18 protein-coding genes are annotated in these 19,169 nt (G+C 66.9%); 5 read left to right on the forward strand and 13 right to left on the reverse strand.

The window, feature by feature from the left end; all coding sequences use genetic code 11:
• The 11 genes from ACILQR_RS09235 to ACILQR_RS09285 form a co-directional block, all read right to left on the reverse strand.
• On the reverse strand, window positions 1-1,202 hold a 1,202-nt coding region (locus ACILQR_RS09235), incomplete at its 3' end, for an NAD(P)(+) transhydrogenase (Re/Si-specific) subunit beta (protein ID WP_395651149.1).
• Window positions 1,203-1,251: 49 nt separating this feature from the next.
• Entirely contained in the window at window positions 1,252-1,545 is a 294-nt protein-coding gene (locus ACILQR_RS09240) for a hypothetical protein (protein ID WP_395651150.1), read from the reverse strand.
• A complete protein-coding gene (locus ACILQR_RS09245) occupies window positions 1,545-1,850 on the reverse strand; it encodes a hypothetical protein (RefSeq protein ID WP_395651151.1) in 306 nt (101 codons plus the stop codon). Before ACILQR_RS09245 ends, ACILQR_RS09240 begins: the two co-directional genes overlap by 1 nt.
• A complete protein-coding gene (locus tag ACILQR_RS09250) occupies window positions 1,847-2,185 on the reverse strand; it encodes an NAD(P) transhydrogenase subunit alpha (RefSeq protein WP_271144888.1) in 339 nt (112 codons plus the stop codon). Before ACILQR_RS09250 ends, ACILQR_RS09245 begins: the two co-directional genes overlap by 4 nt.
• Before the next feature lie 3 nt (window positions 2,186-2,188).
• Window positions 2,189-2,437: a hypothetical protein gene (locus ACILQR_RS09255; protein ID WP_395651152.1), complete on the reverse strand. Its 249-nt coding sequence runs from the start codon at window positions 2,435-2,437 to the stop codon at window positions 2,189-2,191.
• The gene (locus ACILQR_RS09260) at window positions 2,434-3,567 is read right to left on the reverse strand and encodes a Re/Si-specific NAD(P)(+) transhydrogenase subunit alpha (protein WP_395651153.1); all 1,134 of its coding nucleotides are present in this window, start codon (window positions 3,565-3,567) and stop codon (window positions 2,434-2,436) included. The genes ACILQR_RS09255 and ACILQR_RS09260 overlap by 4 nt, the downstream gene beginning before the upstream one ends.
• A 137-nt stretch (window positions 3,568-3,704) precedes the next feature.
• A complete protein-coding gene (locus ACILQR_RS09265; protein WP_395651154.1) occupies window positions 3,705-3,971 on the reverse strand; it encodes an aa3-type cytochrome c oxidase subunit IV in 267 nt (88 codons plus the stop codon).
• Window positions 3,972-4,052: 81 nt separating this feature from the next.
• A complete protein-coding gene (locus tag ACILQR_RS09270) occupies window positions 4,053-5,405 on the reverse strand; it encodes a serine hydrolase domain-containing protein (protein ID WP_395651155.1) in 1,353 nt (450 codons plus the stop codon).
• Window positions 5,406-5,443: 38 nt separating this feature from the next.
• Window positions 5,444-5,677: a BrnA antitoxin family protein gene (locus ACILQR_RS09275; protein ID WP_395651156.1), complete on the reverse strand. Its 234-nt coding sequence runs from the start codon at window positions 5,675-5,677 to the stop codon at window positions 5,444-5,446.
• 19 nt (window positions 5,678-5,696) lie between these two features.
• Window positions 5,697-5,999 carry a BrnT family toxin gene (locus tag ACILQR_RS09280; protein ID WP_395651157.1) on the reverse strand — a complete coding sequence of 101 codons (303 nt, stop codon included), beginning with the start codon at window positions 5,997-5,999 and terminating at the stop codon, window positions 5,697-5,699.
• Window positions 6,000-6,037: 38 nt separating this feature from the next.
• Window positions 6,038-7,849, reverse strand: a complete 1,812-nt coding sequence (locus tag ACILQR_RS09285) for a M3 family oligoendopeptidase (RefSeq protein ID WP_395651165.1) — start codon at window positions 7,847-7,849, stop codon at window positions 6,038-6,040.
• Between the two features lie 66 nt (window positions 7,850-7,915).
• Between ACILQR_RS09285 and ACILQR_RS09290 the strand changes: the two genes are divergently transcribed.
• On the forward strand, window positions 7,916-8,449 hold the full coding sequence (locus ACILQR_RS09290; protein WP_395651158.1) for a DUF1203 domain-containing protein: 534 nt from the start codon (window positions 7,916-7,918) through the stop codon (window positions 8,447-8,449).
• 53 nt (window positions 8,450-8,502) lie between these two features.
• Here ACILQR_RS09290 and ACILQR_RS09295 read toward each other — a convergent pair whose 3' ends face one another.
• Window positions 8,503-10,581 carry a catalase gene (locus ACILQR_RS09295; protein ID WP_395651159.1) on the reverse strand — a complete coding sequence of 693 codons (2,079 nt, stop codon included), beginning with the start codon at window positions 10,579-10,581 and terminating at the stop codon, window positions 8,503-8,505.
• Window positions 10,582-10,773: 192 nt separating this feature from the next.
• On the opposite strand from ACILQR_RS09295, the gene ACILQR_RS09300 reads away from it, so the two are divergent.
• From ACILQR_RS09300 to ACILQR_RS09310, 3 genes are all read left to right on the forward strand, one after another.
• Complete coding sequence (locus ACILQR_RS09300) at window positions 10,774-12,627, forward strand: FG-GAP repeat domain-containing protein (RefSeq protein ID WP_395651160.1); 1,854 nt, start codon at window positions 10,774-10,776, stop codon at window positions 12,625-12,627.
• Between the two features lie 312 nt (window positions 12,628-12,939).
• Window positions 12,940-14,388 (forward strand): sigma-54-dependent transcriptional regulator, encoded by a 1,449-nt coding sequence (locus ACILQR_RS09305; protein WP_395651161.1) that lies wholly within the window; start codon window positions 12,940-12,942, stop codon window positions 14,386-14,388.
• A 182-nt stretch (window positions 14,389-14,570) separates the two neighbouring features.
• On the forward strand, window positions 14,571-17,348 hold the full coding sequence (locus tag ACILQR_RS09310) for a TonB-dependent receptor (protein ID WP_395651162.1): 2,778 nt from the start codon (window positions 14,571-14,573) through the stop codon (window positions 17,346-17,348).
• Between the two features lie 229 nt (window positions 17,349-17,577).
• On the opposite strand, the gene ACILQR_RS09315 is transcribed toward ACILQR_RS09310, so the two are convergent.
• A complete protein-coding gene (locus tag ACILQR_RS09315) occupies window positions 17,578-17,931 on the reverse strand; it encodes a DUF2200 domain-containing protein (RefSeq protein ID WP_395651163.1) in 354 nt (117 codons plus the stop codon).
• A gap of 625 nt (window positions 17,932-18,556) precedes the next feature.
• On the opposite strand from ACILQR_RS09315, the gene ACILQR_RS09320 reads away from it, so the two are divergent.
• Window positions 18,557-19,169: alpha-amylase family glycosyl hydrolase (locus tag ACILQR_RS09320; protein WP_395651164.1), on the forward strand; the 613-nt coding region annotated here is incomplete at its 3' end.

A 19,169-nucleotide genomic window follows, 5' to 3' on the forward strand; every position in this document is an offset into this window, starting at 1 on the left:
TTGGCGCAGATGACGAAGGCGACGTCGCAGCTGGCGAACTCGGCGTTGATGTCCTCCAGCTCGAACACCTCGTCATAGGGGACGTTGGCCTCGGCCAGCAGGACGTTCATGTGGCCCGGCATCCGGCCGGCGACGGGGTGGATGGCGTATTTCACCTCGACGCCCTCTTCCTTCAGCTTGTCGGCCATTTCACGCAGCGCATGCTGGGCCTGGGCCACGGCCATGCCATAGCCGGGGACGATGATGACCTTGGAGGCGTTCTTCATGATGAAGGCGGCGTCCTCGGCCGAGCCCTGCTTGACCGGTCGGGTCTCGACCCGCGCCTCGCCGCCCGCCGCTGCGTCGCCGCCGCCGAACCCGCCCAGGATGACCGAGATGAAGCTGCGGTTCATGCCCTTGCACATGATGTAGGACAGGATCGCGCCCGACGACCCGACCAGGGCGCCGGTGATGATCAGGGCGATGTTCTCCAGCGTGAAGCCCAGCGCCGCCGCCGCCCAGCCGGAATAGGAGTTCAGCATCGACACCACGACCGGCATGTCGGCCCCGCCGATCGGGATGATGAGCGTCGCGCCGAGAACCAGGGCGATGGCGAAGACACCCCAGAAGGCCCAGGTGGCCTGACCGCCAGAGCCGATCATCAGCCCGATCAGGAAGATCAGCCCCAGCGCCAGCCCGATGTTGATCAGATGCCGCGCCGGCAGGATGATCGGTGCGCCGCTCATATTGCCGTTCAGCTTGGCGAAGGCGATGACCGAGCCGGTGAAGGTGATCGCCCCGATGGCGACGCCGAGCGACAGCTCGATGATCGAGACCATCTTGATCCCGCCGTCGCCGTCCGAGATGCCGAAGGCGGCGGGCGCATAGACCGCGCCGATGGCCACCAGACAGGCGGCCATGCCGACGAGGCTGTGAAACGCCGCGACCAGCTGCGGCATGTCGGTCATCTTGACCTTGCCCGCGATCAGGGCACCGCCGCCGCCGCCCACGACCACGCCGCCGACGATCAGGGCCGCCGTCATCAGATCCAGCGCCCCCGACCCCCACAGGGTCAGCAGGGTGACGGCGACCGCCAGCCCCATCCCGACCATGCCGAAGATATTGCCCTGACGGCTGGTCTCGGGGCTCGACAGCCCCCGCAGCGACAGGATGAACAGCACGCCGGAAACCAGATAGGCCAGCGCGGCCAGAGATGCGTTCACGGCGTTCCCCCGAAGTCTTTCGTCAAACGTGTCTTGAATTCTTGATCGGTCATCGGCGTTCGACGTCCCCCGGACAGGCCGTGCGCGCCAGGCGCCACAGGGCGGCGGCAATGAACAGGGGGGACAGCAGGACCAGGGCCCAGTCGATCGGGGTCATCTCCCGCTCCTGCACGACCACCCGCACAAGGGTCGCAGCAAACACCAGCACCACGCCGCAGTCCATGAACCGCTGCTTCTGGATCGGATTGCTTTCCTTGATCCAGCTCCACGCCCACAGGCCGACGCCCAGTCCCGTGGCGATCCACGAGGCCAGACGAGCCAGGGCTGCGGGGGTGATGTCCATCAGGGATGCGCCACAACGGTGCGCCGCTCGGCACCGTTCCATTGGGGGCGGGTGCGCAGGCTGGAGGCGATCTGGGCGATGACGGCCAGGATCAGGGCCGTGACGGCCAGCCGGATCAGGACGTCGCCGTCCGACAGGGTCAGCATCCGCGGCGCCTGGAACAGGGCCAGGCCGGTCAGGAACAGGCCCAGGCCCGTCAGCAGCCGGATCATCTGGAACCGCCGCACCAGCAGCCAGCCATAGGTCAGCAGCGCCGCGATCGCCGCGACCACCGCCGCCCCGCTCAGCAGCGCATCGAAGGTCATGCCTTGGCCTCGACGGGCTTGGGGCGTTCCTTCTTCTTGTACATGGCCAGCATCCGCCGGGTGACCATGAAGCCCCCGAAGATGTTGACGCTGGCCAGGGTCACGGCCGCGACGCCCGCGCCCTTGGCGATCCAGGCGTCGGCGCCGGTCGCCTCGCCCGACACGGCCGCCGCCGCGATCAGACCGCCGACGACGATGACGCTTGAGATCGCATTGGTCACGGCCATCAGCGGCGTGTGCAGGGCCGGCGTCACCGACCAGACGACGTAATAGCCGACGAAGATCGCCAGGACGAAGATCGCCAGGCGGAAGACGGTGGGATCGACGTGTTCCATATCTCAGTCCCTTGGGGATTGTTCACGAAGGCAGGCTTCGATCTTCACGAGCAGGCAGATGAGCACGCCCAATCCAGTCGCAAATGCCATGTATGGCAGAACCTGCATGATACTCAGGAAGACTTGGGCGATCGCAGTCTGGCTGCCCGCACCGCTGAGGAGAATGATCGACTGAAGCAGAAAGAGCAGCGGCAGGACGATCGCTATGAACAGTCCAATTTTCCAGCCGTAGTTGGTCAGTTTCGACGTCACCCCCGCACCCCTTCATGCACGACGGCACCGCCGTGGGTGACCACCGCCGCCTTCAGGATCTCGTCCTCGAGGTCCAGCGCCACAGCCCCGTCCTTCAACAGCAGCCCCACGAACGCGACCAGGTTCTTGGCGTAGAGCGATGAGGCATCCGACGCGATCCGGCCCGGCAGGTTGGCGATGCCGACGATGGAGGTGCCGTTGGGGGTGACGACGACCTCGCCCGACTTGGCGCCCTCGACATTGCCGCCGGCCTCGACGGCCAGATCGATCAGGACGCTGCCCGGCTTCATCGTCGCCACCTGATCGGCGGTGACCAGCACGGGTGCCGCGCGGCCGGGGATCAGTGCCGTGGTGATGACGATGTCCTGCTTCCTGATGTGTTCGCCGGTCAGGACGGCCTGTTTGGCCTGGTATTCGGGCGACATCGGCTTGGCATAGCCGCCGGCGGTCTGGGCGTTTTTGAACTCCTCGTCCTCGACGGCGAGGAATTTGGCACCCAGCGATTCGACCTGCTCCTTGGTGGCGGGCCGCACGTCGGTGGCGGTGACCACGGCACCCAGACGCCGCGCCGTGGCGATGGCCTGCAAGCCCGCGACGCCGACGCCCATGACGAAGACCTTGGCCGGTGCGACCGTGCCCGCCGCCGTCATCATCATCGGGAAGCCCCGACCGTAAGCCGCCGCCGCCTCGATCACGGCGCGATAGCCGGCCAGGTTGGCCTGGGACGACAGGGCGTCCATGACCTGGGCCCGGGTGATCCGGGGTACGAACTCCATGGCGAAGGCAGTGGTCCCCTGCCCCGCCAGGGCCGCGACGGTGTCCTTCTCGCGATAGGCGTCCAGCAGGGCGACGACGATCGCGCCGGGCTTCAGCGCGCTGGTTTCCTGCGCCGTCGGGCCGCGCACCTTCAGCACGATGTCCGCACCTTCCAGCACCGCACGGGTGTCCGGCTGAACCACCGCACCCGCCGCGACATAGTCGGCGTCGGGGAAGGACGAGCCCGCGCCAGTCCCGGCCTCGACCGTGACGGTCGCGCCCAGGGCGACGAATTTCTTCACCGTTTCCGGCGTGACGGCACAGCGCGTTTCGCCTTCACGGCGTTCGCGGGTCACGGCGATGGCGACGCCCAATGGCTGATCTCCCAATTCGTTTCTTGGGAGAGGTTTAGGCTGGAATGGAAACGTGCGTCAAAGCGCCAAAACGCCAGTTGGCGACAAAATGCGTGCGCGATAACCGAATTGACCGGCAAGCCTTGCCGACAACGGTGTCAGTGACCCTTGGAACCCGACTTCAGGAAGAAGAAGCCGGCCACGAAAATCACCACGCCCGCGATGAACCCGCCGACGAAGCTGCCGCCCGGCTGGAACCAGATCACCAGAAAGGCCAGAATCGCGGCAAGCGCCACCGAACCCCAGCTGAACAGGGCCTGGACCAGTTTCCAGGTCGCCTTCTGCTCCTCGATCGCCATCGAGCCGCGCTGATAGGCCTCGGCGTCATGGTCGGCGGCGTCGGTGGCGTGGTGCGGGTCGGCCATGGGGAGATCGTCCGGGGATTCTGAAGATGGGGTCTTATAGCCGCCGCGACGGCTCGCTCAAGAGGGGGTTGCGCGCCGGGCTCAGTTCAGGGCCGCCAGAACGTCGCGGGTGAAGGCGGCGATGTTGAAACCCTGGCCCGCTGGGTCCTCGCCGCGCCGGACGATGACGACGTTTCGACTGGGCACGATGACGACATACTGACCCCGGTTGCCGTTGGCCGAGAAGGCGTCGGCGGGCACCCCCTCCTCACGGTTCATCAGCCAGAAGGTCGCCCCATAGCCGAAGGTACCGGTCGGGGGCTGCGGTCCCGACGGCGTCGTGACCCGCGTTCGCCAGCCCTCGGGAAGCAGTCGCTCTCCCTCCCAGACCCCGTCCTGGGCATAGAGCTGACCGAACCGGGCAAGGTCCCGCGCCGTGGTCCAGACCTGGCTCGACATCATGTAGTTCCCCCGCCAGTCGGTCTCGGCCCAGGTGTGGGTCATGCCCAACCGGTCGAACAGGGCGTGCGGCGGATGAGCCTCGAACGTCGGGGCGATCGCCATGACCGCCAGCAGGATGTCGTTGTTCGCATACCGGAACCGCGTCCCGACCGGCGCGATCAGGGGCCAGCCCGGTGCCTGTTCATCCACCGCCGTCCCGCCGAAATACAGGGCGTCGGTGCGGTTGCCCGCCGTATCGCTGGTCAGACCCGAGCTCATCCGCATCAGGGCGTCCAGGGTGATGGCGCGTCGCGGATCCTCGGCGGCCTGCCAGTTCGCGATGGCGGCGGGCGCATCGGGATCGACCTCGCCACGCTGCACCGCCGCCCCGATCACGGTCCCGGCCAGGCTCTTGGCCACCGACCATGTGCGCTGGGGGATGTCGGGGCCGAAGTCGGGCGCATAGCGCTCGGCGACGATCTTGCCGTCTTGCAGGACGACGACACCGGTCGTGACCGCTCCCGTGCCGAAATCTCCGGCGAAAGCCTGACCGACCGTCGCGTCCAGCGCCGCAACATCACCATCCGCCGAACCGGTCGGCAAGGTCGGTGCAGAGGTCCGACGTGAGACGGACCTGATCTCCCTCATCCCGCCGACGAAGCCCGTGGGCATGATCGTGCAGCCCCGACCCGGCGTGAACTGCGCCACGCGCGGCGGCGCGACCGCGTCCCAGGTCACGGCGATCTCGGTCTCGAAGGTCTCGACCGGCAGGTCGGCGATCAGCGGCTGAAGCTCGGGATAGATGCCGACGAACTCATGCGCCTCGACACTGGCCTGCGTCCGGCTGGCCCCCGCCTCACGCGCCGTGAAGATCGCGCTGCACAGGGTCAGGGCCTTGTAGCCTGCGGCCAGGGCCCGATGATTGGCGGTCGGCAGGGCGGGCGGCGGTGTCTGGGCGAAGGCCGGAGCGACCAGAAATCCAAGAACGAGACCGACTGTAACGAAACTGCGCATGGGCAGGAGGCTTACGCGTCACTCCGCCGGCGTCAACGTCAAGTGCCAGTCTTTGCCGGAGCTTCGTCCAGATGGCTGACCATATAGTCCCGCAGCACCCGATTGACCGCCGTCTGGTATTTCGGCTCGCTGGCCTTGAACCAGGCCACCACGTCGCTGTCGAGGCGGATGGTCACAGCCTCCTTGTTGGGGCGATAGAACTTGCCGCGAACAGCGCCGGTCCAGTCCAGCTGTTGGGGGATATCACTGTAGTCAATGTCGTTGTCTGACATGGCTTCGAGCGCTGCAAGTTCAGCTGAACGCGTCGTCATCTCCTCTTTCGTAAGCTCTCGTTTCACGTCGATCTGCCTTTCGAGCTGAAATCACTCTCACCACCACGTCGTCGGCGTCATCATCGACAAGGGTGTGAGCCACAAAAAGTACCGTCGTAAATCCAACCCGCCCCAGCGTTCGCCAACGGAGTTCCCCGTCGACGACCCGATCGGCGACTGTGATCGAGTTCGGATCCTCAAATGCTTCCTCGACACGCGCGAAGCTGACGCCATGTTTTGCCAGATTGCTTCTGGCCTTTTCGGGATCCCACTCGAATCTCATCCACGCCCCCGCGTACATACATTATTGTACGTACAATCTCAACCCAGCGCCTCGAACTGATCGACCAGCCGCTCCAGCCGGCCACAGCCGATGGACCAGAAGGCGGGGTCGCGGGGGTTGAGGCCGAAGGGGGCGAGGGCCTCGACGTAGGTCTTGGTGCCACCGCCCGCGAGCAGGTCACGGTACAGGGGGGTGAAGGCCGCCGGGTCCTTCCGCCGCGTTTCCATCAGCGCCGCCACCAGCAGGTCGCCGAAGGCATAGGCATAGACGTAGAAGGGCGAGTGGACGAAGTGGCTGACATAGCTCCACCAGTGCTCGTAGCCGGGGTTCAGCGTCACCGCCGGACCGAGCGACGCGCGCATCTCCTCCAGCCAGATCTGGCCGATGCGGTCGGCCGAGACCTCGCCCGAGGCCCGCTCGTCGTGGAACCGGGTCTCGAAACGGTGGAAGGCGATCTGGCGCACCACGGTGTTCAGTCCGTCCTCGATCCGCCCCGCCAGCAGGCCGCGCTGCTCGGACCTGGGCGCGGTGGCCAGCAGCCGGTCGAAGGTCAGACCCTCGGCGAAGATGGAGGCGGTCTCGGCCAGGGTCAGGGGGGTGTCGGCCAGCAGGGTGCCGCGATCGGCCGCCAGGGTCTGGTGAATACCGTGGCCCAGTTCGTGGGCCAGGGTCAGGACGTCGCGCCGCTCGCCCATCCAGTTCAGGAACACATAGGGGTGGCGGTTGGCGGTCACCGGATGGGCATAGGCCCCCGACTGTTTGCCCGCCCGCGCCCGTCCGTCGATCCAGGGGTTGTCGAAGAACCGGTTGGCCCGATCGGCGAACTCGGGGCCCAGGTCGGCGAAGCTGTCCAGCACCAGGGCCTTGCCCTGCAGCCAGTCATAGGTGCGCGGCTTGGACGTCACCAGCGGGGCGTTGCGGTCCCACTGGTCCAGCGTCGCCCTGCCCATGGCCCGGGCCTTCAGCGCATAGTAGCGGTGCGAGAGTTTGGGATAGGAGGCGGCGACGGCCTCGGCCATCGCGTCGACGGATTCGCCATGGACCTCGTTGCCCAGATGGCGGCTGTCAGCGGGCCGTTTGAACCCGCGCCACTTCGCCTCCAGCGCCTGATCGGCTGCCACCGTGTTCAGCACGAGGGCCAGGGTCGATGATCGCGCGGCGAGCGCCTCGCTCAGCCCCTCGGCCGCCGCCTTGCGTTTCGCCGCCTTGGGGTCGGACAGCCGGTTCAGGGCCTCGGCCAGCGTCAGGCTTTCCTTGCCGACCGGCGCGCGCAGGGCCGCGAGTGTCTCGTCGAAGAGCCTCCCCCACTGGGCCGAAATCGGCGACTGTTCGGCCAGATAGGTTTCCAGCTCTCCCGACAGCTCATGCGGCTTCATCGCCCGCACCCGCCGCAGCCAGGGCCGCCAGCGCGCGGCACCCGCATCCGCCGCCAGCGCCGCCTCGATCTCGGCCTCCTCCAGCGCGTTGATTTCCAGCGTCAGCCAGACGGTCGGGGTCGATATGGCCGTCAGTTTCTCGCGGATATCGGCCTCGAACCCGTTCGCCGCCGCATCGTCCCGCGCCGTCGAGGCAGCGAGGAAGGCATAGGCGCCGAGCCCGCCCAGCGCATCCGTCGTCCGCTCATACAGGCCGATCGCCCGGTCCAGCAGTCCCCCGAGCGCCTTCGCGTCGGCGCGGGCCGCGATCAGCTGCCCCTGCAACCCGTTCAGTTCAGCCACCGCCGCGCGTCCTGTCTCCAGATCGGCCGCGATCCGGGCGTCCTGGCGCGACGCATAGAGATCGGACAGATCCCACAGCGGCGGCTCGGCGGGATCGGCGGGGTGGGGCGGGGCTTTGAAGGGCGCGTTCATGGCCTGTGTTGTGATGTCGCCGATCGCCCGGCGCAAGGGAGCCGCCCCATCAAACGCGCCGTCCGAATGCCGCCAGACACCCGCGCGCCGACCGCCGATGCTCAGGCCTCAAAGCCGTTGGAGCCCGCCGTGACCTATCGGATCGAACCCCTGCCACTCGCCCCGTTCGCGCCCCTGTTCACCCTGTCCGACGCCGAGCTGGCCGAAGCCAGCGCGCGTCGTTGGACCGATGATCTGGGCGGTCGCGCGCCGTGCCGGGTCAGCCTTCAGGATGCCGAACCCGGCGACCGGCTGATCCTCGTCAACCACGCCCATCTGGCCGATCCAACCTCCCCCTATCGCGCCTCCGGCCCGATCTTCGTGCGCGAGGCGGCGACAGAGACCCCGCCCGAGATCGACACCGTGCCCGAGATGATCCGTCGCCGCCCGCTGTCGATCCGAATCTATGACGCCGCGAACCTGATGATCGAGGGCGAGGCGATCCCCGGAGCCGATCTGGACGAACGACTGCGTCACTGGTTCACCCATCCGAAGACGCATCAGGTCCACGTCCACTTCGCCCCGCGCGGCTGCTATCTGGCGCGTGCCATTCGAGACTGAACCTGGTCTTTCGGACCGCCGCCGGGACCATCCGGACCCGGCGGCGGCCTCGGTCAGGCCAGCATGCGGACCTTGGGTTCGCGGCCCCACTGGCGCGTGGCGGCGGGGGCCAGCCAGGCGTCGGCACCGTCGGCCAGATCGACGACACCGTCATCCGGCTCGACATTGGCCTTGTCGAGGAGGCGCTGCGCCTCGGCCGTGAAGCCGATGGCCTTCAGGTGGCCGAAGGCATGGGCGACGAAGTCGATGGCCGCGCCCTCCTTCGTCAGTTCCGCGCACCCGGCCTCGGACAGGACCAGGGCGACGGCGTCAAAGACGACGGACGGCGTCCCGGCCAGTTGGCCGTCGGCCTTCAGCTTCTTGCCGCCCTTCAGGGTCACGCCGCCGATCTTCGGGGCCACGATCTTGACCGTCGCGCCCGCCCCTTCGGCCGCCGCCTTGACGGCGTCGACGACTGTGCCGTCCGCGCCGTCAGTGACCAGGATGCCCACGGCGCGTCCCTTCAGCGTGTCGGGATATTTGCCGACGATCCTCAGGGCGGGCGAGGCGTCCATGTCGAAGGGTTCGCTCGCGGCCGGATTGGCGGCGGGCAGCTTGACGTTCAGGCCGTCGGCAACGCGCTGGGCCAGGGTCGCATCGACGTTCTGGAGATTGCCCAGAACCCGGTCGCGCACGTGGTCCATCGTCACCTTGGACAGCTCGAACACCAGGGCGCTGGCCAGGTGGGCCTGTTCGATCTCGGTCTGGCTCTGGAAGAACAGCCGCGCCTGGGAATAGTGGTCGGCGAAGGTCTCGGCGCGGATGCGGACCTTGGTGCCTTCGACGGGTTGTTCGAACGAGCGGAAGCCGCCCTTGGGATCCTCGCGGGGGCCGCCGTCCTCGCCCGCCTGGGACAGGCTGTTGGGCTCATAGTTGGCGCGGCCCTTGGGGACCTGCATCTGCATCTGGCCGTCACGCTGCATGTTCTGGAACGGGCAGCCCCTGGCCTGATTGATCGGCAGCTGGTGGAAGTTGACGGTGCCGAGGCGCGACAGCTGGGTGTCCTGATAGGAGAACAGCCGACCCTGCAGCAGAGGGTCTTCCGAGAAGTCGATGCCCGGCGGGATGTTGGTCGGCAGGAAGGCGACCTGCTCGGTCTCGGCGAAAAAATTGTCCGGGTTGCGGTTCAGCGTCATCTTGCCGACGACCCGCAGCGGATACAGCTCCTCCGGGATCAGCTTGGTCGAATCCAGCACGTCGAACGGCAGGGCGTCAGCCTCGTCCTGGGTCAGCAGCTGGACGGCCAGATCCCACTCGGGGAAGTCACCGGCGTCGATGGCTTCGAACAGGTCACGGCGGTGGAAGTCGGGGTCGGCCCCGGCGATCTTGACCGCCTCGTCCCAGCAGGTCGACTGGGTCCCCAGACGCGGCCGCCAGTGGAACTTGACCAGGGTCGCCTCCCCCGCCGCATTGATCAGCCGGAAGGTGTGGACGCCGAACCCTTCGATCATCCGCAGGGAACGCGGGATGGTGCGGTCGGACATGGCCCACATGACCATGTGAGTGCTCTCGGGCATCAGGCCGATGAAGTCCCAGAAGGTGTCGTGGGCGGACGCCGCCTGCGGATAGCCGCGATCGGCCTCCATCTTCACCGCATGGATCAGGTCGGGAAACTTGATCGCGTCCTGCATGAAGAACACCGGGATGTTGTTGCCGACAAGGTCCCAGTTGCCCTCGGACGTGTACATCTTGATGGCAAAGCCGCGCACGTCGCGAGGCGTGTCGACCGATCCCGCGCCGCCTGCGACGGTCGAGAAGCGGGTGAACAGCTCGGTCTGTTTGCCGACCTCGGTCAGGATCCTGGCCGTGGTGTAGTCGGCCAGGCTTTCGGTCAGTTCGAACACGCCGTGAGCGGCAGAGCCGCGCGCGTGGACGATCCGTTCGGGGATCCGCTCATGGTCGAAATGCTGGATCTTCTCGCGCAGGACGAAGTCTTCCAGCAGGTGCGGCCCACGCGGCCCGGCCGAAAGGGTGTTCTGGTTGTCGCTGACGGGGACGCCGTGGTTGGTCGTCAGCCGGGTTTCCGGCGTTCCGGCGGTCTGATGGGTCTCCCCGGCATTGCCGAGGTTGGTAGGGGTCGTGGTCTTGGGCATGAAAGCGTCCTGACGGATGAGGTGCCGTCCGAACGCACCGATCGCCGCCGGGTCTCAGCTTGACCGCAACTATCGCGATCACCGGTTTCCGAACGTCCAGCACCCGACGTTCGGTTGCCCGGACGATGCGATCCACGGCCTTTCCCCCACCGATGATTTGCGCCCATGATGGCTCAAGGGCGGAGCGACAACATGAGCGGCGAGACTTCCACGACATCGGGACGCGCGGGCTTAGGCCACGATCAGGCCGGCCGGAACGTCGCCATCGCCCGGCTGGTCATCGGCCTGAGCCAGGGCCTCGCGCTCTGGGCCCTATACCGGGCGGATCAGGGCTACGGGGGTCAGTCCGTATGGCCGGCGACCGTGCCGATGCTGTTCGCGGCCCTGGTACTGATCGCGGCCTATCTGCCGATCGTGCTGCTGGCGGGGGTCGGGCGGTTGCGGATCCGGACGCTGGTGATCTGGGGCGTGGTCGCAGCCGTGGCGCTGGGTCTGCTGGCCCTGCACGACGTGGCCCGGGCCTCGAGGATCAACGACGCCTTCGGGTCGTTCGTGATCCTGCCGTTCAGCGCGGTGGCCCTGTTCATCGTCCATCATCTGATCGTGCCCGCCGACCGCGAGCGGCGCTGGATCGCGCCCTTTCACGTCTATTTCGACACCGCCTGGATGGCCGGGGTGCAGCTGGTGCTGTCGATCGGATTCACCGGGGCCTTCTGGCTGCTGCTGTTCCTCGGCGCCGCCCTGTTCAATGTGATCGGGCTGAAGTTTCTGGGCGACCTGATCGGAGAGCCCTGGTTCGCCCTGCCCCTGACCGGCCTGGTCTTCGCCACGGCCGTGCATCTGACCGATGTTCGCGACGGGCTGATCCGGGGCGTCAGGACGGTGGCCCTGATGCTGCTGTCCTGGCTGTTGCTGGTGCTGACGGTGCTGGTGGCGGGCTTCCTGGCGGCCCTGCCCTTCACCGGTCTGGACGGCCTGTGGGAAACGGGCAGCGCGACGGCCCTGGTGCTGTCGGCGGCCGGGGCCCTGATCATCCTCATCAATACGGCGTATCAGGATGGCAGGCCCGACAACCTGCCGCCGGTGGTGCTGCGGGTCGCGGTGCGGGTCGCCTCGATCCTGCTGACACCCCTGATCGTCATCGCCGTCTGGGGGCTCAGCCTTCGCATCGGCCAGCACGGCCTGACGCCCGACCGGATCATCGCGATCGCCTGCGCGCTGGTCGGAGCCGCCTATGCCGCCGGATACGCCGCCGCCGCCCTGATCCCCTTCGCCCGCCGCGGCTCGCCCTGGATGAAGGCGCTGGAGCCCACCAACATCGCCGTCGCCGTCCTGACCGTCGCGGTCATCCTCGCCCTGTTCAGCCCCCTCGCCGACCCGGCCCGGCTGTCGGTCGCCGATCAGGTCAAGCGGCTGGAGAGCGGGAAAGTGGCGGCAGACAAGTTCGACTATGGGTTCCTGCGGTTCGACAGCGGCAAGGTCGGCGAGAAAGCCTTGGCAAAGCTGGCTGACTCGGGCGATGGCGAAGCATCGCGACGCGCCAGGATCATCCAGGCTTCGGACTCACGCGACGAAAATCGCTACGCGGAAAGCCCGCCTGTCATCACGGGTGTGGGCGCGAGCGACGTGGTCTTGAACGTCAGCCCACAGAACGCGACCCTGCCACCCTCGTTTGTCGCCGGATACGGTGAGTTTCTCGATCTTCTGGGCCAGTGCGTAAAGGCATCCCCATGTCAGGCGCGCGTCGTGGATTTCGACGGCGACGGCCGATCAGAAGTCCTGGTAGTCCGCGGCTCAACCATGAGCGCCTTCAAACAGGAGGCCGATGGAACCTGGTCGGAGCGATCGTCCTACACGCAGGCGGAGTGCTCGCGCGGGACAGTGAATCTGGCCGAAGGTCTTCGCACGGGCCGCTTTACGGTCGAACCACAGGCATTTCCTGATCTGGTCTTCGACGGAGTCCGAATGCAGCGTTGGGAAACCGATCCGGATTGCCCGGACATCGCGGCGAGCAACAGGGCAACGGTCCGGGTTCCGCGCCAATAATTCACTTCTTTCGTCATTCCGGGCGCAGCGCAGCGGAGACCCGGAACAAGGCGGCGCCGTAGCGGAGCGCAGGCGAAATGCCGGACGCAGACTCGTCCTCGACAGGTTCGCGCTTTCGCGCGCCGCCTTGTTCCGGGTCTGCGGCGGAAGAGCGCCTTTCGCCCGGAATGACGAAAGGAAGCGTGAGCCGTTAACCCCCCGCACACCACGCCCCACAACCCGATCTTCACCGCATCCGGGGCATAACCGTCCCGAAACGGGTCAGTCGCGCTCAAGACGCAGGCGGCCCCCGGTGATGACAGAGGGTGCTCCATGGCCAAGACCGTTCTGGTGGTCGACGACGATCCGACCCAGCGCCGCCTGGTCCAGGCCGTGCTGGACCGCGAGGGTTACGCCGTCGTCCATGCCGAGAACGGCGGCGAGGCCATCGATCGCCTGACCAGGGGCGGGGGCGCAGACGTCGTCCTGCTGGACATGGTCATGCCGGGCATGAGCGGGCTGGAATGCCTGGCCGAGATCCGCACGGCCGGCGTCACCACTCCCGTGATCGTCCTGACGGCCAACGGCGGCATCGAACAGGTGGTCAAGGCCATGCAGGCCGGGGCCCAGGACTTCTTCATCAAGCCCGCCAGCCCCGAACGCATCCTGGTCGGCATCCGAAACGCCCTGCAACTGACGCAACTGACCAAGGAGGTCGGGCGGCTGAAGAAACACGTCGGGGGCCGCACCTCCTTCGACGACCTGGTCGGCGACAGCCCGCCGATGCGGCTGGTCAAGGCGTTCGGTGCCCGCGCCGCCAAATCCAACATCCCCGTGCTGATCACCGGCGAAAGCGGCGTCGGCAAGGAGGTCATCGCCCGCGCCCTGCACGGCGCCAGCGACCGTTCGGGCAAGCCCTTCGTGGCGGTCAACTGCGGGGCGCTTCCCGCCAATCTGATCGAATCCATCCTGTTCGGCCACGAGAAGGGGGCCTTCACCGGGGCCCACGACAAGCATCTGGGCAAGTTCCAGGAAGCGACCGGCGGCACGCTGTTCCTCGACGAGATCGGCGAACTGCCGCTGGACATGCAGGTCAAGCTGCTGCGCGCGCTTCAGGAGGGCGAGGTCGATCCGGTGGGCTCCAAGCGCTCGGTCAAGGTCGATGTGCGAATCGTCTCGGCGACCAATCGCGACCCGGCGCAACAGGTCAAGGACGGCCATTTCCGCGAGGATCTTTACTATCGCCTGAACGTCTTCCCGATCGAGGCGCCATCCTTGCGCGAACGCCGCGAGGACATCCCGGCCCTGGTCGAGCATTTCATCGCCCGCTTCAACGTCGAGGAAGGCAAGCGGGTCGTCGGGGCCTCGGCCGAGACGCTCGCCCTGCTGACCGCCTTCGACTGGCCCGGCAATGTCCGCCAGCTGGAAAACAGCGTCTATCGCGCCCTGGTCCTGGCCGACGCCCCCTATCTGCAACCGCACGACTTCCCCTCGATCTCGGGGGTCGCGGCGCCGACGCCGGGTCAGGCGGACGAGGCACGGGCCGCTGCGCCCGCCGGCGTGGACCTGCCGCCCCTGCCCGACCAGCCGATCCGCATCCTCGACGACCGGGGGCATCTGCGGACGCTGGAGGACATCGAGCGCGACCTGATCCAGCACGCGATCGAGGTCTATGCCGGCCATATGTCGGAGATCGCGCGCCGCCTCGGCATCGGCCGCTCGACCCTGTACCGCAAGGTCCGCGAACAGGGGCTGGAAGGGCTGATGAAGGAAGCCGGCTGAGGCCGCTCACCGACTGTCGCATCACGGCAACAACCTGCACGATTGCTGTAATATTTCCGATTTGTAACCTTTCGGACCGACGGGTGACGCGAACGCCTGCGTTGTAGGGGCCTTGGCGATGCACGGGCTTTTCCGCCCGGCGCGTCGCACGCCTCCCTGTTCACCTGCCGGATCCAGATTTCATGACGATAGCCACCGCTATCCTGTACGCCCTCGCCTCCGGCTCGCTGCAGACCGCGCCCGCCCCCACGACCCAGACGGCACCCGCCCCGACCCCCGCCCAGGCCGCTCCGGTCCAGGAGCCCGTCGTCGAGGCTCCGGCCGAGCCCGAGGCCGCGCCGGTCGAAGACGTGCCCGAAGACGCTGTCGACCTCGGCGAACTCGACAGCGTCGCGGCGGCCAAGCCGCGCGGCAGCGTCCAGGGCGACATCGCGCCCGACGTCGTCCTGGATGCCAACCAGATCAAGGCCTATGGCGCATCCAACATCGCCGAACTGCTGACCAACCTCGAACCCCTGACCCGGTCGTCCAGCGGTCGCAGCGACCAGGGCCCGATCATCCTGCTGAACGGCCGTCGCACCTCGGGCTTCCAGGAGATCCAGGGCATTCCGATCGAGGCGATCGAACGCACCGAGATCCTGCCCGAACAGGTCGCCCTGACCTATGGCTTCGCGGCCGACCGCCGCGTGGTCAACATCGTCATCAAGGCCGCCTTCCGTCAGGCGTCGGTCAACCTGCGCACCGGCGGCCCCAGCCAGGGCGGGCGGCTGAGCAGCGAGGTCGCGGGCAATTTCTTCAACGTCCAGGCCGGCGACCGCTGGAACGTCGATGTGGAGCGCGAGCACGACACCGCCCTGTTCGAGTCCGAACGCGACATCAACCGCGCCCCGGGCTCACAGCCGTTCGACCTGATCGGCAATCTGAGCGGCAGCCCCTACGGCACGGCCATCTCGCCTTCCATCGCCGCGATCGTCGCCGCCGTGCCCACGGGCGGCACGACGCCGACGGCGGCCCAGATCGCGGCCGGGGCGAACGCACCGCGCACCGGCGACCTGTCCGACTATCGCACCCTGCTGCCTCGCCGGGATCAGTCGGTCGTCAGGGCCTCCCTGTCGCGCGACCTGAACACCACGACCAAGGCGACCCTCAGCGGCAGCCTGGACGACACCTCGACCGAGGGTTTCGGCGGTCTGGCCGGCATCGCCCTGACCCTGCCGGGCGGCAGTCCCTTCACCCCCTTCGCCAACGACACCCGCCTGTACCGGTTCGTCGACGACCCCAGCGCCCTGCTGCGCAACACCGACACCCTGACCGGCAACGCGGCCCTGCTGATCGATGGCTATCTGGGCGACTGGCGCTACTCCCTGTCGGGCAGCATGGACTATGTGGAGACCGAATCGACGGTCGGGCGCGGCTATGACGCCTCGGCCCTGCAACTGGCGATCAACCAGCGGAACCCGGCCTTCAATCCGTTCGCCGACCTGCCCCTGGCCCTGCTGAGCCCCCTGACAGACACCTCGCGTTCGGTCGCCTCGGGTGCCAATACCGAAGGCGTCCTGACCGGCCGACTGTGGGACGGCCCGGCAGGCAATCTGCAATCGACCTTCAAGTTCGGCCTCGACACCCGCAGCCTCGAATCCGAAAGCCTGCGCTCGGGCGTGGCGTCGGAAACCGACCTGGACCGCCAGCGCGCCTATGGCTCGTTCAACCTGTCGATGCCGCTGACCAGCACCCGGCGCGAATTCCTGCCGGCCTTCGGCGACCTGTCGGTCAGCCTGAACGGCGGCTATGACGAATATTCCGACTTCGGCGGCCTGCGGACCCTGGGGGCCGGCGTCAACTGGGCACCCAAGACCTTCGTCTCGTTCAATGTGAACTATTCCAACGAACAGGGCCCGCCGACGATCAACCAGCTGAACGATCCGGTCCTGGCGACGGTCAACACCCCGGTCTATGACTTCCGCACCAATCAGACGGTCAACGTCACCTATATCACCGGCGGCAATCCGAACCTGACCTCCGACAATCGCCAGGTGCTGCGCGCGGGCTTCAACCTGACGCCGTTCCAGTCGATGAACCTGTCGTTCCAGAGCACCTATACCTATGCCCTGACCGACGACGCGATCACCGGCTTCCCGACCATCACACCGGACCTGGAGGCGGCCCTGCCGTCGCGGTTTACGCGTGACGCCGCCGGCACCCTGCTGTCGGTCGATGCACGGCCGCTGAACTACACCAAGACCGAGCGCCAGGACGTGCGCACCGGGTTCAACTTCTCGCGCCCCTTCGGCACGCCCAGCGAACCTGCGGCCGGCAGCCCGATGGCGGTCATGGGCGCGGTCATGGGCGGCGGCGGTCGTCCCGGCGGCGGTGGCCGTCCTGCCGGTGGCGGCGGCGGAACCCAGATTCGCATGGGCGGCCCCGGCGGCGGCGGTGGCCCCGGCGGCGGCGGTCGTGGCCCGTCCTTCCAGCCCGGCCAGGGCATCTTCAACCTGTCGGTCTACTATACCTACCGGATCCAGGACGAGATCCTGATCCGAGACGGCCTGGCCGTGATCGACCAGCTGGACGGCGGTGCCACCGGCGGTCGCGGCGGCACGCCCCGCTCCGAGGTCCAGGTCCAGGGCGGTGCCTTCCGCAACGGCATGGGGATGTTCGTCAACGCCAACTGGCGCGACGGGACCCGGGTCGACGGCGGCCTGACCGGCTCGGACCTGACCTTCTCGTCCCAGGCCACGGTCGGGGTGAACGTCTTCCTCGACGCCAACCAGCGTCCCGGTCTGCTCGCCAAGTATCCCTGGCTGAAGGGCACACGCATCAGCCTGGGCGTCGACAACCTGTTCGACACCCGCCTGGGTGTCCGCAGCGCATCGGGCGACCTGCCCCTCAACTACCAGCCCGACTTCCTGGACCCCCAGGGCCGGGTCATCCGCATCAACCTGCGCAAGGTGCTGTTCTAGGGTCCGAACTCAGTTCGGCCATGTCGGTTCGTCGATCTGACGACCCGATGGGATGAACTTTTTTGTTTCCGTCATCCTCGGGCTTGTCCCGAGGATCCAGACTCACGCTGGTGCCGTCTGGCGGCTCTTCGGACGCGAGAAGCCAGCACCTTGGGTCTTCGCGAACGTCGGCGTTTCTGGATCCTCGGGACAAGCCCGAGGATGACGGCTTTTGGGGATAGCCCCGCCCCTACCCCCGCAGTATCTTCGCCATCGGCCGCCCCTTGGCCAGTTCGTCGATCAGCTTGTCCAGATACCGGATCTCCCGCATCAGCGGATCCTCGACCTGTTCGACCCGAACCCCGCACACCGTGCCGGTGATCAGCTCCCGCGCCGGGTTCAGCGCCGGGGCCTGGGCAAAGAAGGTCTCGAAATCCGTCCTCGCCGCCAGATGCGCCTCCAGCCCCGCCGGATCGAGCCCGGTCATCCACAGGATGATCTCATCCACCTCCGCCCTCGTCCGCCCCTTCCGCTCCGCCTTGGCGACATAGTGCGGATAGACACTGGCGAAGCTGGTGGTGAAGATGCGGTGTCTGGGGGTCATGGGTCAGCGGCCGCGTGTTCGAGGTCGCCCATCCTGACGGAGATCGGGCCTTCACGGCAAGATGGTGCCGAGGGCGGGAGTGCGGAGCAGGTCGTGTGACGGCTCCCGACCCGTTGCAGACGTAGCGCATTGCCCGCAATCTGACGGTATGAAGCCCCTGACGGCATATGCCTTCCGCGACCCAAACTTCAGTCCTGATGGTGACACCCATGTCTGCGTCGTCGAACGCGGCGCTATGGGCAAGTTCCTTGGGATTAGGGAGCTTTACCGGGCGTTCGTTGGTGCTGTCTTCTACAGACGCGGATTGTTGACGTGCTACGTCGGCGTCTGGGGGCGGCGAAACGGGAAGCGTCTGCGGCGTTTCCTACAGGAGCGAGGAGCTACTGTGGTCATCGAACGGTCGCGCCCCGAGCGGGCTCGCCTATCACTTTGGCTGACGCAGAGGGGCCGGGCCACCACCCGAACGCTGGAAGCCAAGGTCCGCTATCCGGCCTGATGCTTTTGACTGCTCTCGACCCAAAGCAGACCTTAGTCGGCTAGGGTGTGGGACAGTCGACAGTACCTTGACCGCAATCCCCGATCAGTGATCATTCAGCGCAAAAGAACGCCCCCGGAGGAGGCTCGTATGCGGTGGTATTTTCTGGTTATGGCGGTGCTATCGCTGGCCGCGCCTGCTTTCGCGCAGAGCGGCGGCATAAGGCCGGACCAGCGGATTTCTGATCAGACCGCAGCGGCGATCTATCAACCCCGACCGATGGTGACCCTGACCCATCCCGACTGGTCGCGGAACACGGTAATCTATCAGCTGAACACCCGACAGTTCACGCCGGAGGGCACGTTTCGGGCGGCCCAAGCTCAGCTACCGCGCCTTAAGACCTTGGGAGTCGACGTCATCTGGCTGATGCCCATCCATCCGATTGGCGAAATCAATCGCAAGGGCACGTTGGGCAGCCCCTATTCGGTGAAGGACTATTTCGGGGTCAATCCCGAGTACGGTACGATGGACGACCTGAAGGCCTTCGTTGACGCCGCCCATGCACAGGGGATGCATGTCATCCTCGACTGGGTCGCCAACCATACCGCCTGGGACAATCCTCTAACCCAGTCGCATCCCGAATGGTACGAGCGTGACCTGGAAGGCCATTTCCGTCCGACGCCCTGGTGGGACTGGTCCGACATCATCAACCTGAACTACGCCCATGCGGGCCTGCGCCAATACATGACAGAGGCGCTGATGT

This window comes from Brevundimonas sp., from assembly GCF_044239655.1.
GTDB lineage: Bacteria > Pseudomonadota > Alphaproteobacteria > Caulobacterales > Caulobacteraceae > Brevundimonas.

Bases quoted from the DNA above. Each gene is read 5' to 3' on its own strand.
- ACILQR_RS09315 (WP_395651163.1), bottom strand. From the start codon at position 17,931: ATGACCCCCAGACACCGCATCTTCACCACCAGCTTCGCCAGTGTCTAT.
- ACILQR_RS09285 (WP_395651165.1), bottom strand. From the start codon at position 7,849: ATGAACGCGCCCTTCAAAGCCCCGCCCCACCCCGCCGATCCCGCCGAG.
- ACILQR_RS09290 (WP_395651158.1), top strand. From the start codon at position 7,916: ATGCCGCCAGACACCCGCGCGCCGACCGCCGATGCTCAGGCCTCAAAG.
- ACILQR_RS09280 (WP_395651157.1), bottom strand. From the start codon at position 5,999: ATGAGATTCGAGTGGGATCCCGAAAAGGCCAGAAGCAATCTGGCAAAA.
- ACILQR_RS09245 (WP_395651151.1), bottom strand. From the start codon at position 1,850: ATGACCTTCGATGCGCTGCTGAGCGGGGCGGCGGTGGTCGCGGCGATC.
- ACILQR_RS09250 (WP_271144888.1), bottom strand. From the start codon at position 2,185: ATGGAACACGTCGATCCCACCGTCTTCCGCCTGGCGATCTTCGTCCTG.
- ACILQR_RS09275 (WP_395651156.1), bottom strand. From the start codon at position 5,677: ATGTCAGACAACGACATTGACTACAGTGATATCCCCCAACAGCTGGAC.
- ACILQR_RS09295 (WP_395651159.1), bottom strand. From the start codon at position 10,581: ATGCCCAAGACCACGACCCCTACCAACCTCGGCAATGCCGGGGAGACC.
- ACILQR_RS09240 (WP_395651150.1), bottom strand. From the start codon at position 1,545: ATGGACATCACCCCCGCAGCCCTGGCTCGTCTGGCCTCGTGGATCGCC.
- ACILQR_RS09310 (WP_395651162.1), top strand. From the start codon at position 14,571: ATGACGATAGCCACCGCTATCCTGTACGCCCTCGCCTCCGGCTCGCTG.
- ACILQR_RS09305 (WP_395651161.1), top strand. From the start codon at position 12,940: ATGGCCAAGACCGTTCTGGTGGTCGACGACGATCCGACCCAGCGCCGC.
- ACILQR_RS09270 (WP_395651155.1), bottom strand. From the start codon at position 5,405: ATGCGCAGTTTCGTTACAGTCGGTCTCGTTCTTGGATTTCTGGTCGCT.
- ACILQR_RS09265 (WP_395651154.1), bottom strand. From the start codon at position 3,971: ATGGCCGACCCGCACCACGCCACCGACGCCGCCGACCATGACGCCGAG.
- ACILQR_RS09300 (WP_395651160.1), top strand. From the start codon at position 10,774: ATGAGCGGCGAGACTTCCACGACATCGGGACGCGCGGGCTTAGGCCAC.